This is a genomic window from Aeromonas sp. 600774 (assembly GCF_049175075.1).
Taxonomy (GTDB): domain Bacteria; phylum Pseudomonadota; class Gammaproteobacteria; order Enterobacterales; family Aeromonadaceae; genus Aeromonas; species Aeromonas veronii_A.
In genome coordinates this window covers 141658-165884 of the sequence record NZ_JAAKUJ010000011.1, presented here as the reverse complement: position 1 = coordinate 165884, position 24227 = coordinate 141658, and the positions used below count along the sequence as shown (strand labels likewise).

At 61.9% G+C, this 24227-nt stretch carries 26 protein-coding genes; 16 read left to right on the top strand and 10 right to left on the bottom strand.

The genetic code is table 11. From position 1 onward, the window contains the following. Positions 1–68: 68 nt before the first annotated feature. Both G5171_RS13765 and metB read right to left on the bottom strand, forming a co-directional pair. Positions 69–2525, bottom strand: a complete 2457-nt coding sequence (locus tag G5171_RS13765; RefSeq protein ID WP_421260325.1) for a bifunctional aspartate kinase/homoserine dehydrogenase II — start codon at positions 2523–2525, stop codon at positions 69–71. Next, the gene (gene metB / locus G5171_RS13760; protein WP_421260324.1) at positions 2525–3697 is read right to left on the bottom strand and encodes a cystathionine gamma-synthase; all 1173 of its coding nucleotides are present in this window, start codon (positions 3695–3697) and stop codon (positions 2525–2527) included. The genes G5171_RS13765 and metB overlap by 1 nt, the downstream gene beginning before the upstream one ends. 205 nt (positions 3698–3902) lie before the next feature. Here metB and metJ point away from each other — a divergent pair, with 205 nt between their 5' ends. From metJ to G5171_RS13745, 3 genes are all read left to right on the top strand, one after another. Continuing rightward, positions 3903–4226, top strand: a complete 324-nt coding sequence (gene metJ / locus G5171_RS13755; RefSeq protein WP_005340251.1) for a met regulon transcriptional regulator MetJ — start codon at positions 3903–3905, stop codon at positions 4224–4226. 41 nt (positions 4227–4267) lie between these two features. Next, positions 4268–4990 (top strand): helix-turn-helix domain-containing protein, encoded by a 723-nt coding sequence (locus G5171_RS13750; RefSeq protein WP_421260327.1) that lies wholly within the window; start codon positions 4268–4270, stop codon positions 4988–4990. 84 nt (positions 4991–5074) lie between these two features. After that, a complete protein-coding gene (locus G5171_RS13745; RefSeq protein WP_335842295.1) occupies positions 5075–5413 on the top strand; it encodes a tRNA-binding protein in 339 nt (112 codons plus the stop codon). 70 nt (positions 5414–5483) lie between these two features. On the opposite strand, the gene G5171_RS13740 is transcribed toward G5171_RS13745, so the two are convergent. Continuing rightward, a complete protein-coding gene (locus G5171_RS13740; protein ID WP_139408588.1) occupies positions 5484–6755 on the bottom strand; it encodes an aromatic amino acid transport family protein in 1272 nt (423 codons plus the stop codon). Between the two features lie 171 nt (positions 6756–6926). Here G5171_RS13740 and G5171_RS13735 point away from each other — a divergent pair, with 171 nt between their 5' ends. Next, entirely contained in the window at positions 6927–7196 is a 270-nt protein-coding gene (locus tag G5171_RS13735) for a hypothetical protein (RefSeq protein WP_421250949.1), read from the top strand. Here the strand turns inward: G5171_RS13735 and cysQ are convergent. Both cysQ and nudE read right to left on the bottom strand, forming a co-directional pair. Then, on the bottom strand, positions 7193–8005 hold the full coding sequence (gene cysQ / locus G5171_RS13730) for a 3'(2'),5'-bisphosphate nucleotidase CysQ (protein WP_337073664.1): 813 nt from the start codon (positions 8003–8005) through the stop codon (positions 7193–7195). The two genes, G5171_RS13735 and cysQ, sit on opposite strands and share 4 nt — an antisense overlap. A 37-nt stretch (positions 8006–8042) precedes the next feature. Then, positions 8043–8651 (bottom strand): ADP compounds hydrolase NudE, encoded by a 609-nt coding sequence (gene nudE / locus G5171_RS13725; RefSeq protein WP_043850035.1) that lies wholly within the window; start codon positions 8649–8651, stop codon positions 8043–8045. Between the two features lie 143 nt (positions 8652–8794). Here nudE and yrfG point away from each other — a divergent pair, with 143 nt between their 5' ends. Beyond that, positions 8795–9475: a GMP/IMP nucleotidase gene (gene yrfG, locus G5171_RS13720; protein WP_421260323.1), complete on the top strand. Its 681-nt coding sequence runs from the start codon at positions 8795–8797 to the stop codon at positions 9473–9475. Positions 9476–9542: 67 nt separating this feature from the next. Here yrfG and G5171_RS13715 read toward each other — a convergent pair whose 3' ends face one another. The 4 genes from G5171_RS13715 to G5171_RS13700 all read right to left on the bottom strand — a co-directional run bounded on the left by G5171_RS13715 (position 9543) and on the right by G5171_RS13700 (position 12194). After that, a complete protein-coding gene (locus G5171_RS13715) occupies positions 9543–9755 on the bottom strand; it encodes a hypothetical protein (protein WP_005348798.1) in 213 nt (70 codons plus the stop codon). Positions 9756–9919: 164 nt separating this feature from the next. Beyond that, a complete protein-coding gene (locus tag G5171_RS13710; RefSeq protein ID WP_103251910.1) occupies positions 9920–10258 on the bottom strand; it encodes a DUF1294 domain-containing protein in 339 nt (112 codons plus the stop codon). Then, complete coding sequence (locus G5171_RS13705) at positions 10255–10845, bottom strand: sugar O-acetyltransferase (RefSeq protein WP_042053277.1); 591 nt, start codon at positions 10843–10845, stop codon at positions 10255–10257. Before G5171_RS13705 ends, G5171_RS13710 begins: the two co-directional genes overlap by 4 nt. Positions 10846–10931: 86 nt before the next feature. Then, entirely contained in the window at positions 10932–12194 is a 1263-nt protein-coding gene (locus G5171_RS13700) for an MgtC/SapB family protein (protein ID WP_216979561.1), read from the bottom strand. A gap of 217 nt (positions 12195–12411) precedes the next feature. On the opposite strand from G5171_RS13700, the gene G5171_RS13695 reads away from it, so the two are divergent. The 11 genes from G5171_RS13695 (at position 12412) to G5171_RS13645 (ending at position 22618) form a co-directional block, all read left to right on the top strand. Next, positions 12412–13413 carry a sulfate ABC transporter substrate-binding protein gene (locus G5171_RS13695; protein ID WP_421230950.1) on the top strand — a complete coding sequence of 334 codons (1002 nt, stop codon included), beginning with the start codon at positions 12412–12414 and terminating at the stop codon, positions 13411–13413. A 56-nt stretch (positions 13414–13469) separates the two neighbouring features. After that, the gene (locus tag G5171_RS13690) at positions 13470–14045 is read left to right on the top strand and encodes an RBBP9/YdeN family alpha/beta hydrolase (RefSeq protein WP_040067346.1); all 576 of its coding nucleotides are present in this window, start codon (positions 13470–13472) and stop codon (positions 14043–14045) included. A 271-nt stretch (positions 14046–14316) separates the two neighbouring features. Beyond that, positions 14317–15156 (top strand): sulfate ABC transporter permease subunit CysT, encoded by an 840-nt coding sequence (gene cysT, locus G5171_RS13685; protein WP_421260322.1) that lies wholly within the window; start codon positions 14317–14319, stop codon positions 15154–15156. Next, the gene (cysW, locus tag G5171_RS13680) at positions 15153–16043 is read left to right on the top strand and encodes a sulfate ABC transporter permease subunit CysW (protein WP_005343065.1); all 891 of its coding nucleotides are present in this window, start codon (positions 15153–15155) and stop codon (positions 16041–16043) included. Before cysT ends, cysW begins: the two co-directional genes overlap by 4 nt. Positions 16044–16065: 22 nt before the next feature. Next, positions 16066–17133, top strand: a complete 1068-nt coding sequence (locus G5171_RS13675; RefSeq protein WP_108613814.1) for a sulfate/molybdate ABC transporter ATP-binding protein — start codon at positions 16066–16068, stop codon at positions 17131–17133. A 123-nt stretch (positions 17134–17256) separates the two neighbouring features. After that, a complete protein-coding gene (gene cbl / locus G5171_RS13670) occupies positions 17257–18204 on the top strand; it encodes an HTH-type transcriptional regulator Cbl (RefSeq protein ID WP_040096707.1) in 948 nt (315 codons plus the stop codon). 194 nt (positions 18205–18398) lie between these two features. Then, positions 18399–19610, top strand: coding sequence for a threonine synthase (locus G5171_RS13665; RefSeq protein WP_421260321.1), 1212 nt, complete (start codon positions 18399–18401; stop codon positions 19608–19610). After that, a complete protein-coding gene (locus G5171_RS13660; RefSeq protein WP_421260320.1) occupies positions 19607–20272 on the top strand; it encodes an amino acid ABC transporter permease in 666 nt (221 codons plus the stop codon). Before G5171_RS13665 ends, G5171_RS13660 begins: the two co-directional genes overlap by 4 nt. Positions 20273–20364: 92 nt before the next feature. Next, positions 20365–21027 (top strand): amino acid ABC transporter permease, encoded by a 663-nt coding sequence (locus G5171_RS13655; protein WP_421260319.1) that lies wholly within the window; start codon positions 20365–20367, stop codon positions 21025–21027. Next, positions 21024–21785 carry an amino acid ABC transporter ATP-binding protein gene (locus tag G5171_RS13650; protein WP_421260318.1) on the top strand — a complete coding sequence of 254 codons (762 nt, stop codon included), beginning with the start codon at positions 21024–21026 and terminating at the stop codon, positions 21783–21785. Before G5171_RS13655 ends, G5171_RS13650 begins: the two co-directional genes overlap by 4 nt. After that, on the top strand, positions 21782–22618 hold the full coding sequence (locus G5171_RS13645; RefSeq protein WP_075115973.1) for a transporter substrate-binding domain-containing protein: 837 nt from the start codon (positions 21782–21784) through the stop codon (positions 22616–22618). Before G5171_RS13650 ends, G5171_RS13645 begins: the two co-directional genes overlap by 4 nt. Before the next feature lie 141 nt (positions 22619–22759). Here G5171_RS13645 and gbpA read toward each other — a convergent pair whose 3' ends face one another. Continuing rightward, a complete protein-coding gene (gene gbpA / locus G5171_RS13640; protein WP_421260317.1) occupies positions 22760–24181 on the bottom strand; it encodes an N-acetylglucosamine-binding protein GbpA in 1422 nt (473 codons plus the stop codon). Positions 24182–24227 lie beyond the last annotated feature (46 nt).

Below are 24227 nucleotides of genomic sequence, written 5' to 3'. Positions count from 1 at the left end.
CGAGTCATCGACTCGGGCTTTTTTATTGTGCGCGGGAGCTGAGGTGTTGCTCCCTTTGCATATCAGCCTTAGAGGCTGGCGCAGATCTGCCACAGATCGTACTGGATAGCGGCGGCGGTCACTTCCCGGCCTGCCCCCGGCCCCTGGATCACCAGCGGGTTGGTGCGGTAGCTGTCGCTCTCGATGGCGAAGATGTTGTCGCACGGCAAGAGGTTGGCAAACGGGTGGTGGGGCTCCAGCGACTCCAGTCCGACCCGCGCCTTGCCGTCATGCTCGAAGCGTGCCACGTAGCGCAGCACCTTGCCGAGGCGCTTGGCCCCTTCGAAGGCGGTCTGGATCGGGCCATCCAGCTCTTTCAGTCTGTCCATGAACTGATCGGCGGTCACCTTGCGCAGCGGGACGGGCACCAGATTCTCCAGCTCGATATCGGCGGAGTCGAGCTCAAAGCCAGCTTCCCGCGCCAGAATAAGCAGCTTGCGCCGTACATCCTGACCGGAGAGATCCTCGCGGGGATCCGGCTCGGTCAGGCCGTGTTGCCATGCTTCGTCCACCAGCTCGGAGAAGGGGCGAGTGCCGTCATACTGCTGGAACAGCCAGGAGAGGGTGCCGGAGAAGATGCCGGAGACCCCCTGAATGCGGTCGCCGCTCTGACGCAGCATCTGGATGCTGGACTGGATTGGCAGCCCGGCGCCCACGGTGGCGTTGTAGCGCCACTGCACCTGATGGTCACGGCAGGTCTGCTTGATGCGCTGGTAGAACTCGCTGTCGGCGGCACCGGCAAACTTGTTGGCGGCGATGATATGAATGCCGAGCTGGGCGAAGTCGGGGTAGTAGCGGCTCACCGTTTCGCTGGCGGTCATGTCCAGCGCAATCAGCGCATCGAAGCCGTGCTGCTCAAGCTGGGAGAGCAACTCCGGCCAGATCAGCGGTTTGGGGTTGAAGTTGTCCTGTACCTTGAGGGGGTTGAGTCCCTCTTCATCGAGCAGGCCCCCTTCCGAGCTGAACACCCCGTAGAGGGTGAGCGCCAGATTGAGCTCATGTTCGAGCCGTGCCTTTTCACGGGCGTAGAGGCTGAGCCAGTGGCCGCCGATATTGCCCTTGCCGAACACCACCAGTCCGACCCGGGTCGGGCGGCTGAAGAGGGCGCTGTGGAGGGCGATGAGCAGCGGCTCCAGCACTACCTGACGCAGCACGGCCACCAGACTCAGGCCATCTCGGGCCACCTGTACGAACTCCAGTGGTTGATCTGCCAGCAGCTGATAGAAGCGGTGACACTGCTCCGCGTTGTCGGTGACACCGGCGCCGACCAGCGCCACCAGACTGTACCCCTCTTTCTGGATGAGGCCGGTGAAGCTCCCTTGCAGCTGGAAGTCGCGCAGCAGCTCGAAGGCACCTTGTGCCACCTCGAGGGTGTAGGCGAGGCGCAGGATCCGGCGATCCGGCTGGCGCTGCAGGGTGAGCGGGTTGAGACGGTGACGGGCCAGATGGGCCTCGATGGTGGCCACCGTCTGCTCATAGTTGGTCTGCGGCAGCACCTTCAGCTCGATGAGGGCGATCTGATCCACCGAGGAGACGATGCGGGCGCCGCCGGAGCGGGGGGCGCGGCGCAGGATATGGGTACAGCCCTCGTCCGGGTTGTAGCTGCAGCGCAAAGTGAGGCGCTGGCGGCTGTCGGCCACCGGTTGCAGGGTGCGCGAGTGCAGCACCGAAGAACCAAGGCGGGCCAGCTCGTTCGCTTCCGCGAGGCTCAGGCGCTCCAGCAGACGCGCTTCTTTCACCCGACGCGGGTCGGCGCTGTAGACCCCGGCCACGTCGCTCCAGATGGTGGTGGATTCGCCGTCCGCCAACAGCGCCAACAGGCTGGCGCTGTAGTCGGATCCATTGCGACCGAGCAGCAGGGAGCGCCCCTCCATGTCGGCAGCGATAAAGCCGGTGACCACGATGCGACCGGCATGCTCCGCCAGTCGAGCCTTGAGCAGTTCGCTGGAGAGCGCAGTATCTACCTTGACCAGAGCGCCATCCTCGGCGCGCAGGAAACTGCGGGCATCGAGCCAGATGGCCTTGTCGCCGCGGCTGGTGAGCAGGGCTGCCAGCAGGCGCGCCGACCACACTTCGCCAAAGGCGAGCAGTCCGTTGCGGGCGAAGCGGTCAAACTGTCCTTCCAGCGTCTTGGCGATCAGCTGCATGTCGTCGGCCAGCTGCTTGCTCAGATCAAGCTGCAGTTCCCCCTCCAGCAGGCCGTCGATCAGGCTCTGCTGATAGGCCTGCAGGGCCGAGATGGCTTCACCGGCGGCTTCGTCCCCCGCTTCGGCCAGCTCCACCAGCTGGATCAGCCGGTTGGTGGTCTTGCCGGCGGCGGAGACCACGATCAGTTCATCCCCGCCCACTTGTTGTTCAACGATACTGGCGACCCGGCGATAACAGACCGGATCCGCCAGACTGCTGCCACCAAATTTGTGGACGTGACGCCGTTTCAATCCTGCTTCTGTGGCCACCGCGATCTCTCCTTGTTGCTGCTGTTCCATTACTTCTCTACCTGTTCTGCCTGCTGCGCCTGTGCAAAAGCCTGAGCCAGATCGGCCACCAGGTCTTCACCGTGTTCAATACCGACCGACAACCGCAGCAGCTGGGCGCTGATACCTGCTGCCTGCTGCGCGACCGGGGTCATGGCCCTGTGAGTCATGCTGGCCGGATGGGCCACCAGACTCTCCACCCCGCCGAGGGACTCGGCCACCGAGAAGAGGGTGAGGGCCGCGAGGAAGGCGCGAATGCCTGCCTCGCTGCAATCGAGTTCAAAACTTAGCATGGCGCCGAAGCCGGACTGTTGACGGCGCGCAATATCGTGGCCCGGATGGCTCGGCAGGCTGGGGTGATAGATGCGTTTCACCAGCGGCTGCTGTTGCAGGAAGGCGAGGATGCGATCGGTATTCTCCTGATGGGTGCGCAATCTGGGGGCCAGAGTGCGCAGGCCGCGCAGGGTGAGGTAGGAGTCGAACGCCCCGGAGGTGAGCCCCAGACAGTTGGCCCACCACACCAGCGACTCGTCCAGTGCGGCCTCCTTGGCGATCGCCACTCCGCCCACCACGTCGGAGTGACCGTTGATGTACTTGGTGGTGGAGTGCACCACCACGTCGGCACCGAGGGCCAGGGGTTGTTGCAGCAGGGGGGAGAGGAAGGTGTTGTCCACCACCACCTGCGCACCCACCTCGTGGGCGGCGCTGGCAATGGCGCTGATATCCACCACCCGCAGCAGCGGGTTGGAGGGGGTCTCGACCCATACCAGCGCAGGCTTCTGGGCCAGTGCGGCGGCCAGAGCGGCCTCATCCCCCTGATCGACAAACTGCACCCGGTAGTGGCCCTTGGCCGCCAGATACTCGAACAGGCGCCAGGTGCCGCCGTAGCAGTCGTGGGGGGCGATCAGCAGATCCCCCGCCTTGAGCAGTGCTGTGGTGACCAGATGGATGGCGCCCATGCCGGTGCCGGTGACCACGGCGCCTGCGCCCCCTTCCAGCGCCGCCAGCGCATCCGCCAGATTGGTACGGGTCGGGTTGCCGGAGCGGGCATAATCGTATTGACGGGGCTCGCCAAAGTCGGCAAAGGTGTAGTTGCTGGAGAGGTAAATGGGGGGCACCACGGCACCGTGTTGCTGGTCTGTCTCAATCCCGGTGCGAACCGCCAGGGTGGCCTTGTGGGTCATATCACTCTCCTTGATGTCTCTTTACACGCCGGCATCTTGCTGCCACGCGCCATCCCGCCATTGCGGGCTCATGGTCAACCACACTACGCCAGCTTAAAAAAGCCGTCAACACTTCCAGACGTCTAAATGGCTTTGCTGTTGGATTGCCATTAATTTCCTTAAGGGTTAAAATCCGCGCTCACGGCTAAATGAGAACAGGTGAGTCATGGGAACAGAGTGGAACGGCGACTACGTCAGCCCCTACGCGGAACACGGTAAGAAGAGCGAACAGGTCAAGAAGATTACCGTCTCGATCCCGCTCAAGGTGTTGAAAGTGTTGACCGATGAGCGCACCCGCCGTCAGGTGAACAACCTGCGTCATGCGACCAACAGCGAGCTGCTCTGTGAAGCCTTCCTGCACGCTTTCACCGGCCAGCCGCTCCCTTGCGACGAAGACTTGCGCAAGGACCAACCGGACAGCGTCCCGGCCGAAGCGCGCGCCATCATGGAAGCGCTGGGCAAAGAGATCGAAGATTTCGACAAGGAATAATCCCCAATGACGCGGCCTTGGCCGCGTCATTGCTATCAGCCATGTCCCGCTTCAGCCTGCGTCACTATCACCACCACGTCTGCAGCCATAGCCACGACTTTGCCCAGCTGGTGATCCCCCTCGACGGCCCCCTCGAGATCGAGGTGCAGGGCCGGGGGCGCAGGCTTGCCCCCGGTTCTGTCTGCGTCATCGCTCCCGGCGAGCGGCACGATTATGCCGCCGATCCGGCGCTTTCGTTTCTGGTGCAGGAGAGCGACTGGCTGCCCGGCGATCTGGCGGCCTGCCCCTTTATCGAGCTGGATGAGCCCCAGCGCCACTACCTCGCTTTTCTGCACCGCATGGTGGCCGAGGGGCGGCAGGTGGCGGGCATGGAGCAGGTGTGGCTCTCCCTGCTGGCTGAAGGGCAGGGGATGCAGAGCACTGCCACTCCGCGTCTTGCCGCTCGCATCCTCAAGGTGCAGCGCCATATCGAGGCCAACCTTGCCGCCCCGCTGACCAATCAGCAACTCGCCGCCATCGCCTGCCTTGGCCAGAGCCAGTTCAAGCTCGCTTTTCGCCAGCAGCTGGGGATGAGCGTCTCCCACTACATTCGCAGTCGGCGCATGGCACTGGCGCGCACCCTGATTGCCGGTACGCAACTGCCCGTTGGGGAGATTGCCAGCCGCTGCGGTTACCAGAATCAGGGGGCCTTCAGCGAGCGCTTCCTGGCCGAGAGCGGGCTCACTCCGTCCCTCTGGCGCCAGCAAAACGGCCACCTGCCGTAACGAAACGGCTGATCGCCGAAGACGGGATGCTCTCTTTGGGCCATGCTGCGGGTCATGCAAGGTACACGATAAACAGGAGCCGAAATGGAGACGATTAGCTGGCAGGATTTCGAGATGGTGGAGCTCCGGGTGGGCACCCTGGTGCGGGTCGAGCCGTTCCCCGAGGCGCGCAAACCGGCCTACAAGGTGTGGGCGGATTTTGGTCCCGAACTGGGGGTTCGCAAGAGCAGTGCCCAGATCACCGCCCTCTACCAGCCAGAGCAGCTGGTGGGCCGCCAGATCATCGCCGTAGTCAACTTCCCGACCAAGCAGATCGGCCCGTTTCAGTCGGAGTTTCTGCTGACCGGTTTCTATCGGCCGGATGGCGCCGTGGTGATGGCCATTCCCGAGCGGGCGGTGGAGAACGGCGCCAAGCTGGGCTGAGTTCACACCCGAACAGAGAGAAGAGAGGCGACCCAAGGTCGCCTCTCTTTTTGTTATCTGCTGTGAGTCGTTACTTCAACAGGCTGAAGATCAGCGCCGATACCGCCAGCGAACCGGTTAGCAGGATAAAGCCGTTGGTCCAGCCGTGACGGAAGCGGGCCAGCGCCTCCACCTTGTAGATGGCAATCACCGGCATGATAAACAGGATCATGGCGATAACCGGGCCGGAGAGGGTTTCCATCAGCCCCAGAATGCCCGGATTGATGACGGCGGCACCCCAGATAGAGAAGAACATCAGGGCGATACCGACTTTGTCCGCCTTGGCCAGCGGCAGGCCGGTGGGCTTGGCGATCAGGCTTTTCAGGCTTTCGCGGGCACCGAGGAAGTGGCCGAGGAAGGAGGAGCTGATGGCGATAAAGGCGATGAGCGGCCCCAGAGTCACGATCACCGGGTTATCGGTGATGTTGGCGAGATAGGAGAGCACAGAGACGTTCTGGGCCTTGGCTTCGGCCAGCTGGGCTGGCGAGAGGCTCAGCACGCAGGAGAAGACGAAGAAGAGCACGAAGCCCACCAGCATTACTGTGGTGTTGCGCAGGATCAGGCCGCTCTTGGCTTCGGCCTGCTCGCCATATTCACGGCGCTGCACGTTGGCAAAGCCGGAGATGGCGGCGGCGTGGCTGAAGGCGAACACGGTGACCGGCAGCGCCAGCCAGACGGTATTGAGGAAGCTGACCCCTTCAAACGCCGTCACTTCCGGCCATTGCCACTGAGGGATCAGGTAGCAGGAGAGCGCCGCCAGAATGGCCGCCAGCGGATAGACCATAAAGGCGAAGGCGCGCAGCATCGCTTTCTCACCCGCCAGCATCACGGCGATCATGGCGAATACCAGCACGCCGGAGAGCATCACCCGATCCGGGGTTGCCATGCCGAGCTGGTTGACCATAAAGCTCTCCACCGTGTTGGTCAGTCCGACCCCGTAGATGAGCAGGATCGGGAAGATGGAGAGGAAATAGAGCGCCGAGATAAGGCGACCGGCCATCTTGCCGAAGTGCTCCTCCGCCACTTCGGTGAAGTCGGCGTGGGGACGTGAAGAAGAGAGCACGAAGCGAGCCAGCCCGCGGTGGGCGAGGAAGGTCATGGGGCCTGCCAGTACCGCGACGATGACGAGGGGCCAGATGCCGCCCAGACCCAGATTGATAGGCAGGAACAGGATACCGGCGCCAACGGCGGTGCCAAACAGGCTGATAACCCAGTGGGTGTCGTGACGGCGCCAGCGGGTGATGCTGGCAGTGGTGGAGCAGGAACCGGATAGCTCCTTGGTAGCCTCTACAGATAAACTCATTACTAATTCACTTTTTGTTAGTATTTTAATCTGAGTTTATTGTGGTTTATCGGGATTTAATTCTCAAAAAGCGAGACTGAAACATATCACTGCCATTGCGGGGTTTAGCCAGCGAGATTGGGAATGGAATCTGGGTCACAGAATGCAACAAAACTGACAATGGTGATTTTTGTGAAATATAAAACCAAAATTTTATCTGCGATCATTTTTTTATTTTGGCTAATAAGGTGTTTTCAGAATTACGTGAAAAATCGCACCATTTCTCGCCGACCAATTGTGATGTTTCACTATCATTTCGCTTCTTTGCCAGCGTATCACGCTGTGCAAGCGCGCCTTGACCAGCTGATCACACCGGCCATCACCCCGGACAACGACTCTGAAAAAGCAGGCGGCCATCGGGCCGCCTGCATGTCTGGAGTGATGATATCGCTACTCGTCTAGTGGGCAAGAATGTTGCCCCAGGCGAGATCCGGATCCCCCATCACGATAAAGTCAGGGTTCTCCAGTGACTCGGTTTCGTTGTAGCTGAGTGGCTGCAACGCCAGGCTGAGGATGCGGCCACCTGCCGCCTCGACGATGCACTGGGCGGCGGCGGTGTCCCACTCGCCGGTGGGGCCGAGCCGCACGTAGCAATCGGCCGCCCCTTCCGCTACCAGACAGGATTTGAGGGAGCTGGATCCAAGCGGGATCAGCTCGTAGTTGATGGCCGGGTTGAGGCGGCGGGTGAGGTTCTCCAGCTTCTGGCGGCGGCTGATGGCCACCACCAGTGAGTCGGGCTGGTCATGCTCGTGATGCATGGCGCTGATGGGTAGTACCTCGCCCTTCACCTCCTTGAAGGCGCCGTAGCCGCGCACCGCCCAGTAGAGCACGTTGGACTCGGGAGCATAGATGACTCCGAGCACCGGCACATTGTCCCGCACCAGGGCGATCAGGGTGGCGAAATCGCCGCTACCCGCGATAAATTCGCCGGTGCCGTCGAGGGGATCCACCAGCCAGTACTGCCGCCAGTTGGATCGCAGGCTGAAGGGGATGTCGGCCGCCTCTTCGGTCAGCACCGGCACATGGGGGGTGAGCGCCGAGAGCGCCTGTTTGAGGTAGGCATCGGCAGCAAGATCGGCACTGGTGACCGGGGTCGCATCCTCCTTCAGCTGACGCTCGAACTGACCGCCGTGATAGATGTCGTGAAGGATCCTTCCGGCTTCGCGGGCAATCTCCTTGACCCCCGGCACCCAGGCCAACAACTCCTGCATCTCGTTATCCTCTGTCTGTTAACTGCCCGTCTGCGGGCTACTCTGCCTGCTCCGCCAGCCACTTCTGGGCCAAGAGCAGGGCACTGATGCTGCGCGACTCGGTGAAGTCGGGTCGCGCCAGCAATTCGTCGATCCGGTTGAGGGGCCAGGGGATTACCTCCAGCGGTTCGGGCTCGTCGCCGATCCGCTGCTCGGGGAAGAGATCCCGCGCCAGTAAAATGTCCATCCGGCTGGAGAAGTACCCCGGCGCCAGCGACACCTGTTTGAGCAGGGTCAGGCTGTTGGCGCCAAAGCCCGCCTCTTCCATCAGTTCCCGGTTGCCTGCCTCGAAGGCATCTTCGCCCGGGTCGATCAGCCCCTTGGGAAAGCCCAGCTCGTAGGAGTGGGTGCCAGCGGCATATTCGCGCACCAGCAGCAGGGTCTGCTCATCGAACAGCGGCACCACCATGACGGCGCCACGATTGCCGCCGCGCATCCGCTCGTAGACCCGCTCCTCGCCGTTGGAGAATTTGAGGTGGAGGGATTCCACTCTGAACAGCCGGCTCTCGGCCACGATCTCGGCCTTGAGGATCTCCGGTTTGCTCTTCTCCTGCTCCAGCTGGTCGATCGAAATCTGTTCGGGGGGGCTTTTGTGGTGCTCACTCATCAGGGGTGACGGCTCGTTAAAAAATCGTGCTTCAAGAGTAAACGACTCCCACACCGAACACCACGGGGCAGGGAGGGGAAAGGGGGAGGAAAAATCCGTTATACTGCCGCCCCGTTTTCCGAGATCCGCGATCAAGAGGCCCGATGCCACACTCCCGCTCAAACACCTTGCCATGGCACCAGATAGATACCGTCTTGCTCGATATGGATGGCACCCTGATCGATCTGCATTTTGACAACCACCTCTGGCAGCAGCTGGTGCCGGAGCGTTACGCCGAGCGGCTCGGGCTGCCACTGGATGAAGCCAAAGCGCAGATCGACGTCCACTATCACGCCGTCAACGGCACCCTCAACTGGTACTGCGTGGATTACTGGAGCGAGACCCTGGGGCTCGATATTCGTGCCCTCAAGCAGGAGCTGCTGGCGAAGATCCAGTGGCGTCCCCACGCCATCCCCTTTCTGGCCGCGCTGCGCGCCGCGGGCAAGCAGCTGGTGCTTTTCACCAATGCCCACCCCGCCAGTCTGTCGGTGAAGGATGCGCAGTTGGGACTAAGCGACCATCTGGATCTGATGGTGAGTACCCACGAGCTGGGCTGGTCGAAGGAGAGTCAGCACTGCTGGCTGGCGCTGGCACAGCGGCTGGCGTTCGATCCGGCCCGCACCCTGTTTGTGGATGATAGCGAGCGGATCCTGCGGGCTGCCGCCGACTATGGCATCGGCTACCAGCTGGCGATCCAGAATCCGGACAGCTGCAAGCCGGAGCAGAACATCACCGCTTTTCCGGCGATCCGCGACTATGCCGAGTTGCTGCCGCTGGTAATTTGAATCAGTTCAAACAAGAGAGGGCTGCATCATGCAGCCCTCTCTGTATCTGAAACCTGGCGGTGAAAAATCACAGCTCCCGAAACGGGCGCCGTTTCTCCTCTTCGATGACGATCGCCTCCAGATTGGCGACCCGCTCCTGTAGCTCCCGGATGACCAGATCCTGCTTGCCGAGGCGATCAGTGATGCGGGCATCCCCCATCTGGTAGCGAGCCCGCTTGCCGAGGTATCCGAACAATACGCTGATAAATACGATCAGGACTATGCCTGTCCACATGGTCATGTCACGACTCCTTGTCGTCTATAAACGGCGAAAACGCTGATGGGATCCGTTCTGTTTTCTCATAGCCGCCAATTGGTCGCAATGGGGCCCGTTTCGCCTTTGTGATGCAGTTGGCTATTGCTGCCGGAGCGGGCGGCCAAGCCACCACCTTGTTACCCGGGTGGCTATTGCTGCCAGAGGGGGCGGCCAAGCCAGAGTCCCCACAGGGTGAGGTGCAGCAGCACGATAAACCAGAAGACCAGCCGGTAGCTGCGCTTCTGGGTCTTGTGACGCAGCCACTGGCGGGCCACCAGAGCGCCCGGCCAGCCGCCGCACAGCTCCAGCAGATGGAGCCTAGATTCGGGAATGCGCCACTCACCCCGTACCGCCTGCCGCTTGTCCCAGGCGTAGGCGGCCACCGTGAGCAGGCTCATGGTGAGCAACACGGCCAGCGGCCACCACTGCTGCTCGCCGAGGCCGAGCCAGAGGGCGGCGCCCAGTGGCAGCAGTGCCAGCGCCATCACTGGGCCAGCTCCCAGCAGCGCTCCTCGTCCTGCTTGAGGGTGCGGATCACCTTGGCCGGATTGCCCACCGCCACCGAGTCGGCAGGGATGTCGCGGGTCACCACGGCGCCTGCGCCAATGATGGAGCGCGGCCCTATGGTAACGCCGGGGCAGATGATGGCGCCGCCGCCAATCCAGCAGTCGTCACCGATCCGCACCGGCTTGTTGTAGGCGGTCCAGTTGCGTCGTTCCAGATAGTTCATGGTGTGGGTGGCGGTGTAGATCTGCACGTTGGGGGCCAGCAGCACATGGCTGCCGATGTGCACTTCGCCCACGTCGAGAATGGTGACGTTGAAGTTGAAGAAGGTCTTCTCGCCGATGTGGATGTTGCGGCCGAATTCGCAGGTGAAGGGCGTGCTGATCCAGCAGGAGTCGGGGCAGTGGCCAAACAGTTCGTGGCAGATCTGCTGGCGCAGAGGGGCATCTCCTGCAGGTGAACCATTGAGCCGAGCCAGCAGCGCCTGACCGCGGATCCGGTCGTTGGCTATCTCCTCGCTCTGGCTATCCAGTGCCCCGCCTGCCAGTACCTTGTCCCAGTCGCTCGCCATTGCTACCTCCTCATGCTGCAAGAGGGGGCAGTATACGTGACTGTCTGGGGCGCCGTCAGTCTGTCACTTGTTGCAGGTGATCCCCGTCAACCTGCGGGCCAGACGAGGGGCAGGATCAGCAGGGCCGAGACGAAGTAGGGGAGAAGCACCCGCAGCCCCAGACTGCGACCGCCGATGCCGAGGGCCAGCAACCCCTTCACCAGCGAGTTGACCAGCCCGGCCAGCAGAATGCCGCGAGCGGCGACCTCCAGTGCCAGCTCCTTGTGGGAGAGCTGGGAGAGCGACAAGGTGATGGCATCCACGTCGGTGATCCCCGACACCAGCGCCAGCAGATAGACCCCCGAGTTGCCTACCTTGTCTTGCAGCAGAGTTGCCATAAAGCCGATCAGCGCCAGCAGCAGGCCGAACTTGATGGCGGTGGCCAGATCGAGCGGGTTGCTGGTTTCCGGCTGTACCGGGCCGTCTGTCAGCTCCTCGCGCTGGCGCCAGAACCAGAAGGCAAAGCCGTAGACGGTGGCCGCCAGCAATACGAGCGGGGCGGCGAGGCGCATCGCCAGTTCGCTGTGAATCAGCAGCACCAGCACCAGCAGCCGCAGCCACATGGTGGCCCCTGCCAGCAGGATGCCGGTAGCCAGCAGTCGCTCCAGCCCTCCTTGTTCCTTGTTGAGGCGGGCAAACTGTAGGGTGAGGGCGGTGGAGGAGGCCAATCCCGCCAGTATGCTGGTGAGCACCAGTCCGGCGCGAGTACCGAGCAGCCGCACCGCGAAGTGGCCACAAAACGAGATGCCGGCGATCACCACCACCATCAGCCAGATCTTGAAGGGGTTGAAGGCATCGAGGGGCCCCATCTCCTCGTTGGGCAGTACCGGCAGCAGTACCAGCGAGATGAGCAGAAAGCGCAGGGTGGCGTGGAATTCGGTTTCGCTGAGAAACAGCATCCCCTGCTGGATCTTGCCCTTGAGCCCCATCAGCAGGGCCGCCAGCACGGCGCAGGCCACCGCCTCGCTCGGGCTCAGCAGCACCGACATCAGCCCCAGCAGATAGGTGAGCAGCATGGCCACCGAGCTGGTGAGGCCGAACTCCCCTTGCCAGCGCTGGGCCAGCCAGACCGAGAGGCCGCAACCGATCACCACCGCCAGCAGGCCGAGCAGCGGCAGCCAGGGGCCCAGGGTGGGCAGCAGCAAACCGCACACCCCGCCGAGCAGGCCGATAAGGCCGTAGGTACGCATCCCGGCGATGCGCTGGTTATCCCCCAGTTGGCGCACCTGCCAGCCCCGCTCCAGCCCGATGATAAGGCCGATGGCCAACGAGACCAGGGCTCCGTTGACCGGTTCTGCATTGATCCACATAACGACTTCCTTTTCGTCATCTGCCTGCCTTGTTCCCATGATGGCACAGCGAGCAAGGGGCCAGAGGGGCATGGCTCACAGAGTCTGCGTCCGGCTCCCGGTGCGGGTGGCTGAGTTGATATGAGCAAAAGAGATAAGCAAAGAGTTATTTCTTTCTTCTGGGCATAACAACTCCACGGCATGCTGTTCTCAACCCAACAAGATATGGAGAATCACCATGAAACTGCGAATGACCGCCCTGACCCTGCTCTCTCTGCTGGCATTTGGTCAGGCCAATGCCGCCGAGATCCGCCTGCTCAACGTCTCTTACGATCCGACCCGCGAGCTGTTTCAGGAGTACAACGCCGCCTTTGCCAAGGAGTGGAAGGCCAAAACCGGCGACGACGTGGTGGTGAGCCAGTCTCACGGTGGCTCCGGCAAGCAGGCCCGCGCCGTGGTGGATGGACTGGAGGCCGACGTGGTCTCGCTGGCGCTGGCCTACGATGTCAACGCCATCGCCAAGGCGGGGCTGACCGCTGCCGACTGGCAGAGCCGACTCGGCAACAACGCCTCGCCCTATACCTCCACCATTGTCTTCCTGGTGCGCAAGGGCAATCCCAAGCAGATCAAGGATTGGGATGATCTGGTGCGCAAGGATGTCGCCATCGTGACTCCCAATCCCAAGACCTCCGGCGGGGCACGCTGGAACTATCTGGCCGCCTGGGGCTATGCCCTGAAGAAGAGCGGCAGTGAAGAGGGGGCCAAGCAGTTTGTCGGCGATCTCTTCAAGAACGTGAAGGTGCTGGACTCAGGCGCCCGCGGTGCCACCACCAGCTTTACCGAGCGCGGTCTCGGTGACGTGCTGCTGGCGTGGGAGAACGAAGCCCTGCTGGTGCTTGGTCAGGCGGGGGCCAGTGACAAGTTCGAGCTGGTGGTGCCTTCGGTCTCCATTCTGGCGGAGCCGCCGGTCGCGGTGGTGGACAAGGTGGCCAAGAAGCACGGTACCGAAGCGGTGGCCAAGGCCTATCTCGATTATCTCTACTCTGACGAGGGGCAGCATATCGTCGCCAAACATCACTATCGCCCCAGCAACCCGGCGATCCTGAAGGAGACGGCAACCCAGTTCCCGCAGCTTGCCTTCTTTACCGTCAAGGATCTGGAAGGGGATTGGGAGAAAGCCCAGAAGAAACACTTCGCCCAGGGCGGTCTGTTTGACCAGATCTATCAGCAGGGTCGTTGATAGCTTCGTTATCCATCACTGAACTGGCCCCTGTGCCAGCCGATAGGAGCACCAAGATGAACAAGATCCTCCTGGTTCCCGGTCTGCACAACAGTGGGCCGGATCACTGGCAGAGCCGCTGGCACGATCATTTTCCCCAATGGCAGCGGATGACCGGGCTGCCGTGGGACAAGCCGGACCTCAGGGTCTGGAGTGCCAAGCTGGCGAGCAAGTTGAAACGTCGCCGCAGCCGGGTCCATCTGGTGGCCCACTCTTTCGGCGCCCTGACCGCCATCGCGGCGGCCCGCTTGCAGCCGGAGAAGGTGGCCTCGATCTTTCTGGTGGCGCCCGCCGATCCCGCCCGTTTTGGCATTGCGGATGAGGCCTTGGCCGGGCCGCTGCAGGTGTCGGCCCAGCTGGTGGCCAGCCGCAATGATCCCTGGATGAGCTTTGAACGGGCCGAATACTGGAGCCGTCAGTGGCAGGTGCCGCTGTTCGATGCCGGTGAGGCGGGCCATATCAATGCCCAGTCCGGTCATGGGGATTGGCATCAGGGGCTGCATTTGCTGGGGGCACTCTACCGCCGTGGTGAGCTGGTAGTGGCACCGGTCAAGGCCGCATCGCCCCGGCCGGTCGTATTGGGCTTTCGCTAGGTATCTGTGAAGTGGTTGGAGGGTTGTCGGGCGCGCTGTTCGCTGGCTACTCCATGCCCCCGTTCTTTGAATGCTCCGCTCCGTATTGCTCCATTTCTTAGGTCTTTTATTTATATAAAAGACCTTTTTTTATTTGGAGTGCGCCAAGAGCCTTGTGACTCTGCGGTTAGACAAAAAAGTGATTAGCAAAGTCGCAATTGATGTTTGTTGCCGATGAGGGGAGTGCGCAGAATCACCATATCGAAAATTCTTCATAACAGATGGATGTGTTATGCGATTTGGTTCTTATTCTGTCCTGCCCGGTTTTGGTCCCACCTTGGGGTTCAGCCTGTTCTATCTGGGCCTGTTGGTGCTGTTGCCGCTCTCGGCGCTGGTGCTGTTTGCCGCGAACAACCTCACGGCAGCCGAGTTCTGGCAGGTGATAGGTTCACCCCGGGTGCTCGCCTCCTTTCGCCTGAGCTTCGGGGCGGCCTTTGTCGCGGCGCTGCTCAACAGCCTGTTTGGCCTGATCCTGGCCTGGATCCTGGTGCGCTACACCTTCCCCGGCCGTCGACTGGTGGATGCGTTGATCGACCTGCCATTTGCCATGCCGACCGCCGTTTCCGGCATCGCCCTGTGCGCCATTTTCGCCCCCAACGGCTGGATCGGCCAGCTTCTGGCGCCGCTCGGCATCCAGCTCGCCTACAACCCCATCGGCGTCGTTATCGCCCTCACCTTTATCGGGTTGCCTTTTGTGGTGCGCACCCTGCAGCCGGTGCTGCGAGAGGCTGAGAGCGAGCAGGAGGAGGCCGCCGCCAGCCTCGGCGCCGATCGCTGGCAGACCTTTATCCACGTGCTCTGGCCGACCCTGATCCCGGCCCTGCTCACCGGCTTTGCGTTGGCGTTTGCCCGTGCAGTGGGGGAGTACGGCTCCGTCATCTTCATCGCCGGCAACCTGCCGATGGTCTCTGAAATCACACCGCTGATGATCATGAGCCATCTGGAGGAGTACGACTATGCCGGTGCCTCTGCCATCGCCGTGGTGATGCTGCTGATTTCATTCATTTTGTTACTGCTAATCAACAAGTTGCAGGCCTGGAGCTGGTCTCGCATCGGAGGGAGCCGGATATGAGTTCATCTGCTATCGCCATTGAGGCGGCCTCTGTGGAGGCGACCCCCGCTCGCAAGGCGCCGGTCGTGATCCGTGAACCCCAGTGGGTCAAGTGGCTGCTGATCACGGTCGGTTTGGGCTGGTTTGCTGCCCTGTTGCTGCTGCCGTTGGCCACCGTCTTTATTCAGGCGCTGACGCCGGGGCTGGCTTTTTTCTGGCACGCCATCAGCGAGCCGGATGCCTTGAGCGCCCTCGGTCTCACCGCGTTGGTGACCCTCTGTGCGGTTCCACTCAATCTGCTGTTCGGGATTGCTGCGGCCTGGGCCATCGCCCGCTTCCGCTTCCCCGGTCGGCAGCTGCTCATCACCATCATCGATCTGCCCTTCTCGGTGTCGCCGGTGATCGCCGGTCTGATGCTGGTGTTGATGTTCGGCAGCCGCGGCTGGTTTGGTGACTGGCTGAGCGAGCACGACATCAAGATCATCTTCGCCACCCCGGGGATCATCCTGGCCACCACCTTCATTACCGTGCCCTTCGTGGTGCGCGAGCTGCTGCCCCAGATGGAGGCGCGCGGCCCGGAAGAGGAGGAGGCGGCCATCATGCTGGGGGCGAGCGGTCTGCAGATGTTCTGGCGCGTCACCCTGCCCGGCATTCGCTGGAGCCTGATGTACGGCCTGCTGCTCTGTACCGCCCGCGCGGTTGGGGAGTTTGGCGCAGTGTCGGTAGTTTCCGGTCATATTCGCGGCCAGACCAATACCCTGCCGCTGCATATCGAGATCCTCTACAACGAGTACCAGACCGGCGCCGCCTTTGCAGTGGCAAGCCTTTTGGCTCTGTTCGGGATCTTCACCCTGCTGGGGGAAACCCTGTTGGCCCGGCTGCGTGCCCAGCCCACCAAATCTCACTGATCACCGTTTTAAAGAGGCAGCCATGAGCATTCAGGTTCAACAACTCAACAAGCATTTCAATCAGTACGCGGCGCTGGCAGACATCAACCTTGACTTTCACGACGGTGAGCTGGTGGCGCTGCTCGGCCCTTCCGGTTGCGGCAAGACCACGTTGCTGCGGATCATCGCCGGGCTGGAGCAGGCCGACAGTGGCAGCGTCATCATCCGTGGCGAGGATGCCTCGGATCTCCATGTGCGCGAGCGCAACGTCGGCTTCGTGTTCCAGCACTATGCCCTGTTTCGCCACATGACGGTGTTCGAAAACGTAGCGTTTGGCCTTAGAGTCAAACCGCGCAGCGAGCGCCCGGCCGAGGCGGCCATTCGTGCCCGGGTCAAGGAGTTGCTGGATCTGGTGCAGCTCAGCCATGTGGCCGAGCGCTATCCGACCCAGCTCTCCGGCGGTCAGCGTCAGCGGGTCGCGCTGGCTCGCGCGCTGGCGGTGCAGCCCAAGGTACTGCTCTTGGATGAGCCCTTCGGTGCCCTCGATGCGCAGGTGCGCAAGGAGCTGCGTCGCTGGCTGCGCGAGCTGCACGACGAGCTGCACGTCACCAGTCTTTTCGTCACCCACGATCAGGAGGAGGCGCTGGAGGTTGCGGATCGGGTGGTACTGATGAACGCCGGACGGGTCGAGCAGATCGGCACCCCGGCCGAGGTCTATGACCAGCCTGCCAGCTCCTTCGTCCACAGCTTCCTTGGCAGCGTGAATCAGTTCCGCGGTCGGGTGGCGGAGCAGGGATTCGGTGTCGGTGAGCAGCTGCTCGGCGGGCCGTCGGCTTCTCATCTGGCCCACGGCAGTGCCGCCATCGCCTATGTCCGTCCCCATGAGCTGGAGATCTTGCCAGCCGATGCACCGGGCGGGATCCGCGCCACCATTACCCGTCTGCTGCCCATGGGACCACGCATTAGGGTGGAGCTGCGTGGCGATGGAGAGACCAAAGGGGCCCACTACGAGGCGGAGCTGACCAAGGAGGCGGCCAAGCTGTTTGTCCCGGGTCAGGGGGTGAAGCTGGTGGCCAGACAGGCGCAGTTCTATCCCGATTACCAGATTTGATGTTGTGTTGCGGGTGGCATGGCTACCTGGGGGCAGGCGCGCTGCCGGGGCATGATCCGGCCAAATAACAATAATGAGGGGGTGACCAGCTTGTGTCACCCACTCTTCGCAGGAGGCGACAAGGTGAATTTTCAGCAGTTACGAATTATCCGGGAGGCAGCGCGGCGGGATTACAACCTGACCGAGGTGGCCAACGCCCTTTTTACATCGCAATCCGGGGTGAGTCGCCATATCCGCGAGCTGGAAGAGGAGCTCGGCATCGAGCTCTTTATCCGCTACGGCAAGCGGCTGCTCGGTATGACCGAGCCTGGCAAGGAGCTGCTGGTGATTGCCGAGCGCATTCTCAATGACGCCAACAACATCCGCAAACTGGCCAGCACCTTCGCCAACCGCGACTCGGGACGTTTACTGGTGGCGACCACCCATACCCAGGCCCGCTATGCCCTGCCGCGGGTGGTAAAGGCGTTTCGCGAGCAGTTTCCGCTGGTACAGCTGGAGCTGCGTCAGGGCAGCCCGGAGGAGATAGTGCGGCTGGTGCAGACCGGCGAGGTGGATATCGGCATCAGCAGCGAGCAGCTCGACAAGAGCGAAGGGGTGGTGGCATTCCCCTACTACCGCTGGCACCACAATATCGTGGTGCCCGAGCAACATCCGTTGGCAGGCGAGCGGGATCTGACGCTGGCGGCGCTGGCCAACTGGCCTATCGTCACCTATCAAGCCGGGTTGACCGGGCGGGTGCGGGTGGATGAAGCCTTTGCTGCGGCTGGTATCGAGCCGCAGATCCTGCTGACGGCGCAGGACTCCGATGTCATCAAGACCTATGTCGAGCTGGAGATGGGGGTCGGCATACTGGCCGACATGGCGTTCGACACCCAGCGCGATCAGGGGCTGGTGCAGCTCGATGGCAGCCATCTGTTTGCCCCCCACACCGCCTGGATTGGCCTCAAGCAGGGGCAGTTCCAGCACAACTTTGCCTGGCAGTTTATCCAGCTCTGCAACCCCGAGCTGGCGCTGGCGGATATTCAGGCCCGCGCCATGGGCAGCGAGCCCGCCCTCGACTTCCAGATTTGAATCGGAAGAGATGACAGAAGGGGAGCCAATGGCTCCCCTTCCTTATTGCTGGCAGATGAGATTGCCAGCGAAAACAGACGGCTTCATATGAATTTTTTCACTTAGGTTTGTCAGTTAATTTTGTTTGTTATCCGGTACTTGGGTTGCAGGATGGAATAAGTGACTGACCAAAGTCGATCCATTCAGGATAAAGCATGCCGTATAGCTACCTATCACATCTGCGTTGCAGCAAGAGTGGCGAGATCCATGAGGCTGACCAGCCCTGGCAACTGAGCCGGGCAGGTGCGCCACTGCTGGCCAGCTACGATCTCGATGCGCTGAAGCGAGCATGGCACCCGGCGGCATTGCTGGGGCGCCCGGCCAGCCTGTGGCGTTATCACGAGTTGCTGCCGGTACGGGATCCCGCCCATGTTGTGACGCTGGGGGAGGGATTCACCCCACTGCTACGGCTGCCTACGCTGGGCAAGCAGATCGGTATTCCGGATCTCTGGATGAAGGATGAGAGCGTCATCCCCACCGGATCTTTCAAGGCTCGTGGTGCTGCGGTGGGCATCTCCCGCGCGCGTGAACTCGGCGTCACTCACTTCGCCATGCCGACCAACGGCAACGCAGGGGCTGCATGGGCGCTCTACGGTGCCCGCGCCGGACTGCGCAGTACCATCGTTATGCCGCAGGCCGCCCCCGCCATCACCCGACTGGAGACCTCCCTCGCCGGCTCCCGTCTCTATCTGGTGGATGGCCTGATCAGCGATGCCGGTCGCCAGGTGGCGCAGGCGGTGGCGGAGCACGCCCTGTTTGATGCCTCAACCCTGAAGGAGCCCTACCGGATTGAGGGCAAGAAGACCATGGGGCTGGAGATTGCCGAACAGCTGGGCTGGACCCTGCCGGATGTGATCATTTATCCCACCGGTGGCGGGGTCGGCCTTATCGGTATCTACAAGGGGCTGCGCGAGCTGCAGGAGTTGGGCTGGGTCAAGGGGGACCTGCCCCGGCTGGTGGCCGTGCAGGCGAGCGGTTGCGCGCCCATCGTAGAGGCGTGGCAACAGAGAGCCACCGAATCGAGCTTCTGGCCCGACTCCCAAACGCTGGCGTTCGGCATCAATGTACCCAAGGCGCTGGGGGATTTTCTGGTGCTGGACGCCCTTTATCGCACCGAGGGTTGCGCCATCGCGGTGGATGACAAGGCCATCCAGAGCGAGATCCGCTTGCTTGCTTCTCGCGAAGGGAGCTTTGTCTGCCCGGAAGGGGCCGCCGCGTTTGCTGCCGCTCGTCAACTGCGCGAGGCGGGCTGGATCCGGGAGCAGGAGCAGGTTGTCGTGCTCAATACCGGTGCCGGCATCAAGTACCCGGATGCGATCACTGTGCTGCCCCAGCGTCTGCAGCGTGACGGGAGGATCCCGGCATGAATCTGGATCTGCCCTTCATCCTCACGACGCTGCCCGCCTTCGGCAAGGCGGTCTGGGTCACCTTGCAACTGGGAGCCATAGTGATCCTCACTTCGCTGGCGGTCGCCCTGCTCAACGTCGCCCTGTTGAGCCTGCACAAGCGGCCGCTCAGCGCTCTGATCTGCGGATATGTCGAGCTGGCTCGCAACACGCCGCTGCTTATCCAGCTCTTCTTCCTCTATTTCGGGCTGCCTGCGCTCGGTTTGTCGCTGTCGGGTTTTACCACTGCGGTGATTGCCATGACCTTCCTCGGCGGTGGTTATCTGACCGAGGCGCTGCGTGCAGGCATTCAGGCGGTGCCCGCCAGTCAGCTGGAGGCTGGCCGGGCCATCGGTCTCTCCCGCTGGCAGCTGCTGAGCCACGTGCAGCTGCCCCAAGCCTGGCTCGCCACTCTGCCCTCGCTGTTTGCCAACTTCATCTTTCTGCTCAAGGAGACGACGGTGGCCTCGGCGGTGGCGGTGCCAGAGCTGCTCTACACCACCAAGAATTACATCGCCCTCTACTACAAGACCTACGAGATGCTGGCGGTGCTGACCTTGATGTGCGTGCTGATCTTTCTGCCGCTCTCCCTCGCTCTGCGAGTCGTTGAAAGGAGGCTGCAACATGGTCAGTTCGGTCACTGAATCGCTAATGCAGGCGAGGATCCCGATGTGGGCACTTATCTTCCAGCTGCCGCAGTCATTCGCCACCGAGGCGCAGGAAAGGAGGGCTCAATATGGTCAATTCCGTTACTGAGCAGCTGACGCAGGCGTTGCCACTGCTGGCGGTGGGTGCGGGTCAGACCCTCGCCATCTCGCTGCTGGCCATCCTGTTTGCCACCCTCGACGGTGTCGCTTACGGCGTGTTGGCACAACAGGGCGGCCGGTTGGTGCGGGGGTTGCTGCGGCTTTATCTCGAGCTGTTTCGGGTGGTGCCGGTGCTGGTGTGGCTCTATCTCTTTTTCTTCGGGTTTCCGATCTTTTTCGGCCTCGATATTCCGGCCTTCTGGTGCGCCGTGCTGGTACTCGCCATCTGGGGCGCCAGCGAGGTGGGGGAGGTGGTGCGTGGTGGCCTCAACTCCCTCGCCCGTGGTCAGCAGGAGGCCGGGTTGGCGCTCGGGCTCTCGACCTGGCAGCTCTATCGCCATGTGTTGCTGCCGCAGGCGTTGCAGCGGCTGACGCCGCCGACCATCAACATCTACACCCGCATCATCAAGACCAGTTCGCTGGCGGTGCTGATCGGGGTGGTGGAAGTGATCAAGGTGGGCCAGCAGATCATCGAGCGCACCTATGGCTCGCTGCTTATTTACGGTCTGTTGTTTCTGTTCTTTTTTCTGGTCTGCTATCCGTTCTCGCTCGCCTCGCGCTGGCTGGAGCAACAATGGGGTAATGCGGTATGACACCTCTGCTTGAACTCGGTTCTGTCAGTAAACAGTTCGGCCCGAATCTGGTGCTGGATCGGATCAGCCTCAGCGTGCGCGCCGGGGAGGTGATCGTCATTCTGGGGCCGAGCGGCTGCGGCAAGAGCACATTGCTGCGCACTCTCAACGGGCTCGAGCCCATTCAGGGGGGCGAGATCCGCTTCGATGGTGTGTTGCTGGATGGTGCCACCGACTGGCAACGAGTGCGCCAGCGGATCGGCATGGTGTTCCAGAGCTATCACCTCTTCCCCAACCTGACGGTGCTGGAGAACGTGCTGCTTGGCCCCCTGCAGGTGCAAAAGCGGGTGCGGGCAGAGGCGCTGCTGCAAGCCGAGCAGCTGCTGACCCGCATCGGCCTGTGGGAGCGGCGCCACGACTATCCGCGCCAGCTCTCCGGCGGCCAGCAGCAGCGCATCGCCATCGTGCGGGCGCTGTGCATGAACCCGCAGGTGATGCTGTTTGACGAGGTAACCGCCGCCCTCGACCCCGAGATGGTGCAGGAGGTGCTGGAGGTGATCCGCGATCTCGCCGGCAGCGGCATGACCCTGCTTATCGTCACCCACGAACTGGCCTTCGCCCGGGCGGTGGCGGATCGCATCGTCTTCATGGATGGCGGCCACATTCTGGAGCAGGCCGCCCCCCACCAATTTTTCGACAATCCCAGGAGCCAGCGTGCGCGCCAGTTCCTCGCCAAGTTTTCTTATACAAATGTCATCAAACGAAAGGAGTCAGCATGAAAAAAATCACCTCGGTTCTGCTTAGTGCCTTATTGGGACTGGGTATCGCCAGCGGCGCTGCCCATGCGGCGGACGGTTCTCTCGACAAGATCAAGGCGCGGGACAAGCTCATCGTCGGCGTATTCACCGACAAGCCGCCGTTTGGCTACGTGGACGAGAAGGGGAACTACGTCGGTTTTGACACCGATCTCGGCCGCCGCTTCGCCAAGGATCTGCTGGGGGACGAGAACAAGATCGAATTCGTGGCGGTGGAGCCAGCCAGCCGCATCCCCTTCCTGCAGAGCGACAAGGTGGATCTGATCCTCGCCAATATGACAGTGACCCCGGAGCGGCGCGAGGTGGTGGATTTCACCAACCCGAACCTGCGAGTGGCGGTACAGGTGCTGGTGCCGGAAGGGAGCTCAGCCAAGAAGCTCGATGATCTGGCCAGCAAGACCCTGATCGTGACCACCGGCACTACGGCCGACATCTGGCTGACCCGCAACCATCCGGAGTGGAAGGTGCTCAAGTTCGAGAAGAACACCGAATCCTTGCAGGCGCTGGCGCAGGGCCGTGGCGACGCCTATGCCCAGGACAACCTGGTGCTGTTCAGCTGGGCCAAGGAGAACCCGGGCTATCGGGTATTGCCCGAAAAACTGGGCTCGGAAGATCCCATCGCCCCGGCGGTGAAGAAGGGCAATATCGAGCTGCGTGACTGGGTCAACGACCGTCTCGCCAAGCTGGGGGAAGAGAAGTACCTGCTGAAACTCTATGACCAGTATGTGCGTGACAAGCTGAGCCCTGATACCGACCCGAATGATGTGATTGTCGAAGGAGGAAAATGGCAGGGTTAATGGACAAACCCTGTTTTGAAGAGTGTGTGAAGTAAGTGAAGAGTGAGGTCTTGGTTCCGTTGGTATGCAAACCGCAAGGTTTGATTTTTCCGGGCGTCCCCTGCTAGAGAGGACGCCCTTTTTTATGTGGCCAAGCGTGGGTTAGTGCACTTCATCCCACGCCATTTGCCAGTGGGAGCCGATACCCGGCTCGTACTGGGTGGCAGTGGTGGTCCACTGCTGGCAGTAGCCGCTGTAGGGGAAGGGCTTGCACTGATAGACCTTGCCATTTTTCGGCTGCTGCACCTTGGTGCCGGCGGCATAGGATTTGAGCGAGTTCGGGAAGACGAAGTCGTATTCGCCGCTGCTCTGCTCCTTGAACATCAGATCCATGGTCTGCTGGATGGTCTCGCCGCCCGCTTTCGGGGTGGCCTTAATCACCAGCTGGTGGTGACCTGCCTTGAGCCCTTCCAGCGCCATGGTAAAGGTGTGGCTGCTGTCCTTGATGTCGGCACTGCTTTCACCCTTGGCGACGCCGCCGTGGTCATAGAGGGTGTTGGTGACGGCCAGATCGCCCTGTGCGGTGACGGTGAAATCGAGGGTTGCCTTGCCGTTGTCCAGTACATAGTCGCTGGCCAGACCGCTGACGCTGATGCTGTCCACCACTGGCGGTTGCAGCTGTTGCAGGTCAATCTCGACTCGTTCCAGCTTGCTGTTTCGCTTTAGATAGACGGGGTTCATACCGTAGACCGGATTGAACTGGCCATCGGCTCCTTGCTGACCTGCGCGGATCAGGCTCTGCTCGGCGTTTATCTTGCTGGCGAGGGCATGGGCCCAGTTGTTCTTCTGGCCCTGCTCGGCATTGGTGATGGTCAGCACGGTCTGCAGATCGGGGCGCTCGCCGTTGGCATCGAATATCCGGGTCATCGCCTTGTCACCCACTGCGAGGTCGATGGAGGGGTAGATGGTGCCTGCCTGGCTCCACTCCAGCGGCGGCTGACTACCATCTTTGAACTTGGCATCGATGATGTTGTAAAAGCTGTTGCTGGTGTCGCCCACTTCCCACACGCCGAGGATCACTTGATAACCGGTGCGCTCCGGCAGGACACAGTTGTGGGTCACCTGCTTGGGCGGCTGCACCATGTTGCCGTCGATGACGCAGAAGGGGGTCAGGTCGAACGAGGCGCGGGTGAGCGGCTGGTTGGGGTTCCAGTCCTGCTTGGTGAGGTAGTAGCGCCAGTTGCGGGTGACGTGGTTGGCAGTGAAGGTCCAGCTGATGGCGAAGGGTCCGGGCTGTACTTCACGCTTGGTCCAGCGGTCGCTGGTCTGGATGTTCAGCTCGCTCCAGCGCGGGCTGCCCGCCGAGGCGATTTGACCATCCTGCGGGCCGGTTTGCGGGAAGCCTGATGGCCCCTCCACGCTCTGGGGTTCCCACTGTACGCCTCCACACTGGCTGTTGCCGCCGGTTTTGCACAGGTAGTTGCGGCTCTCGGGCTGGCTGATGTAGCCATGAGCCAGGGCGCTGCCGCTGGCCAGCAGGGCCAGCACCGCCGCGATGTGATTGAGTTGGATTTTTGCTGCCATACATTCCTCTGTTCGATAGATGTGGGCAGTCAGTTGGCCGGGGAGT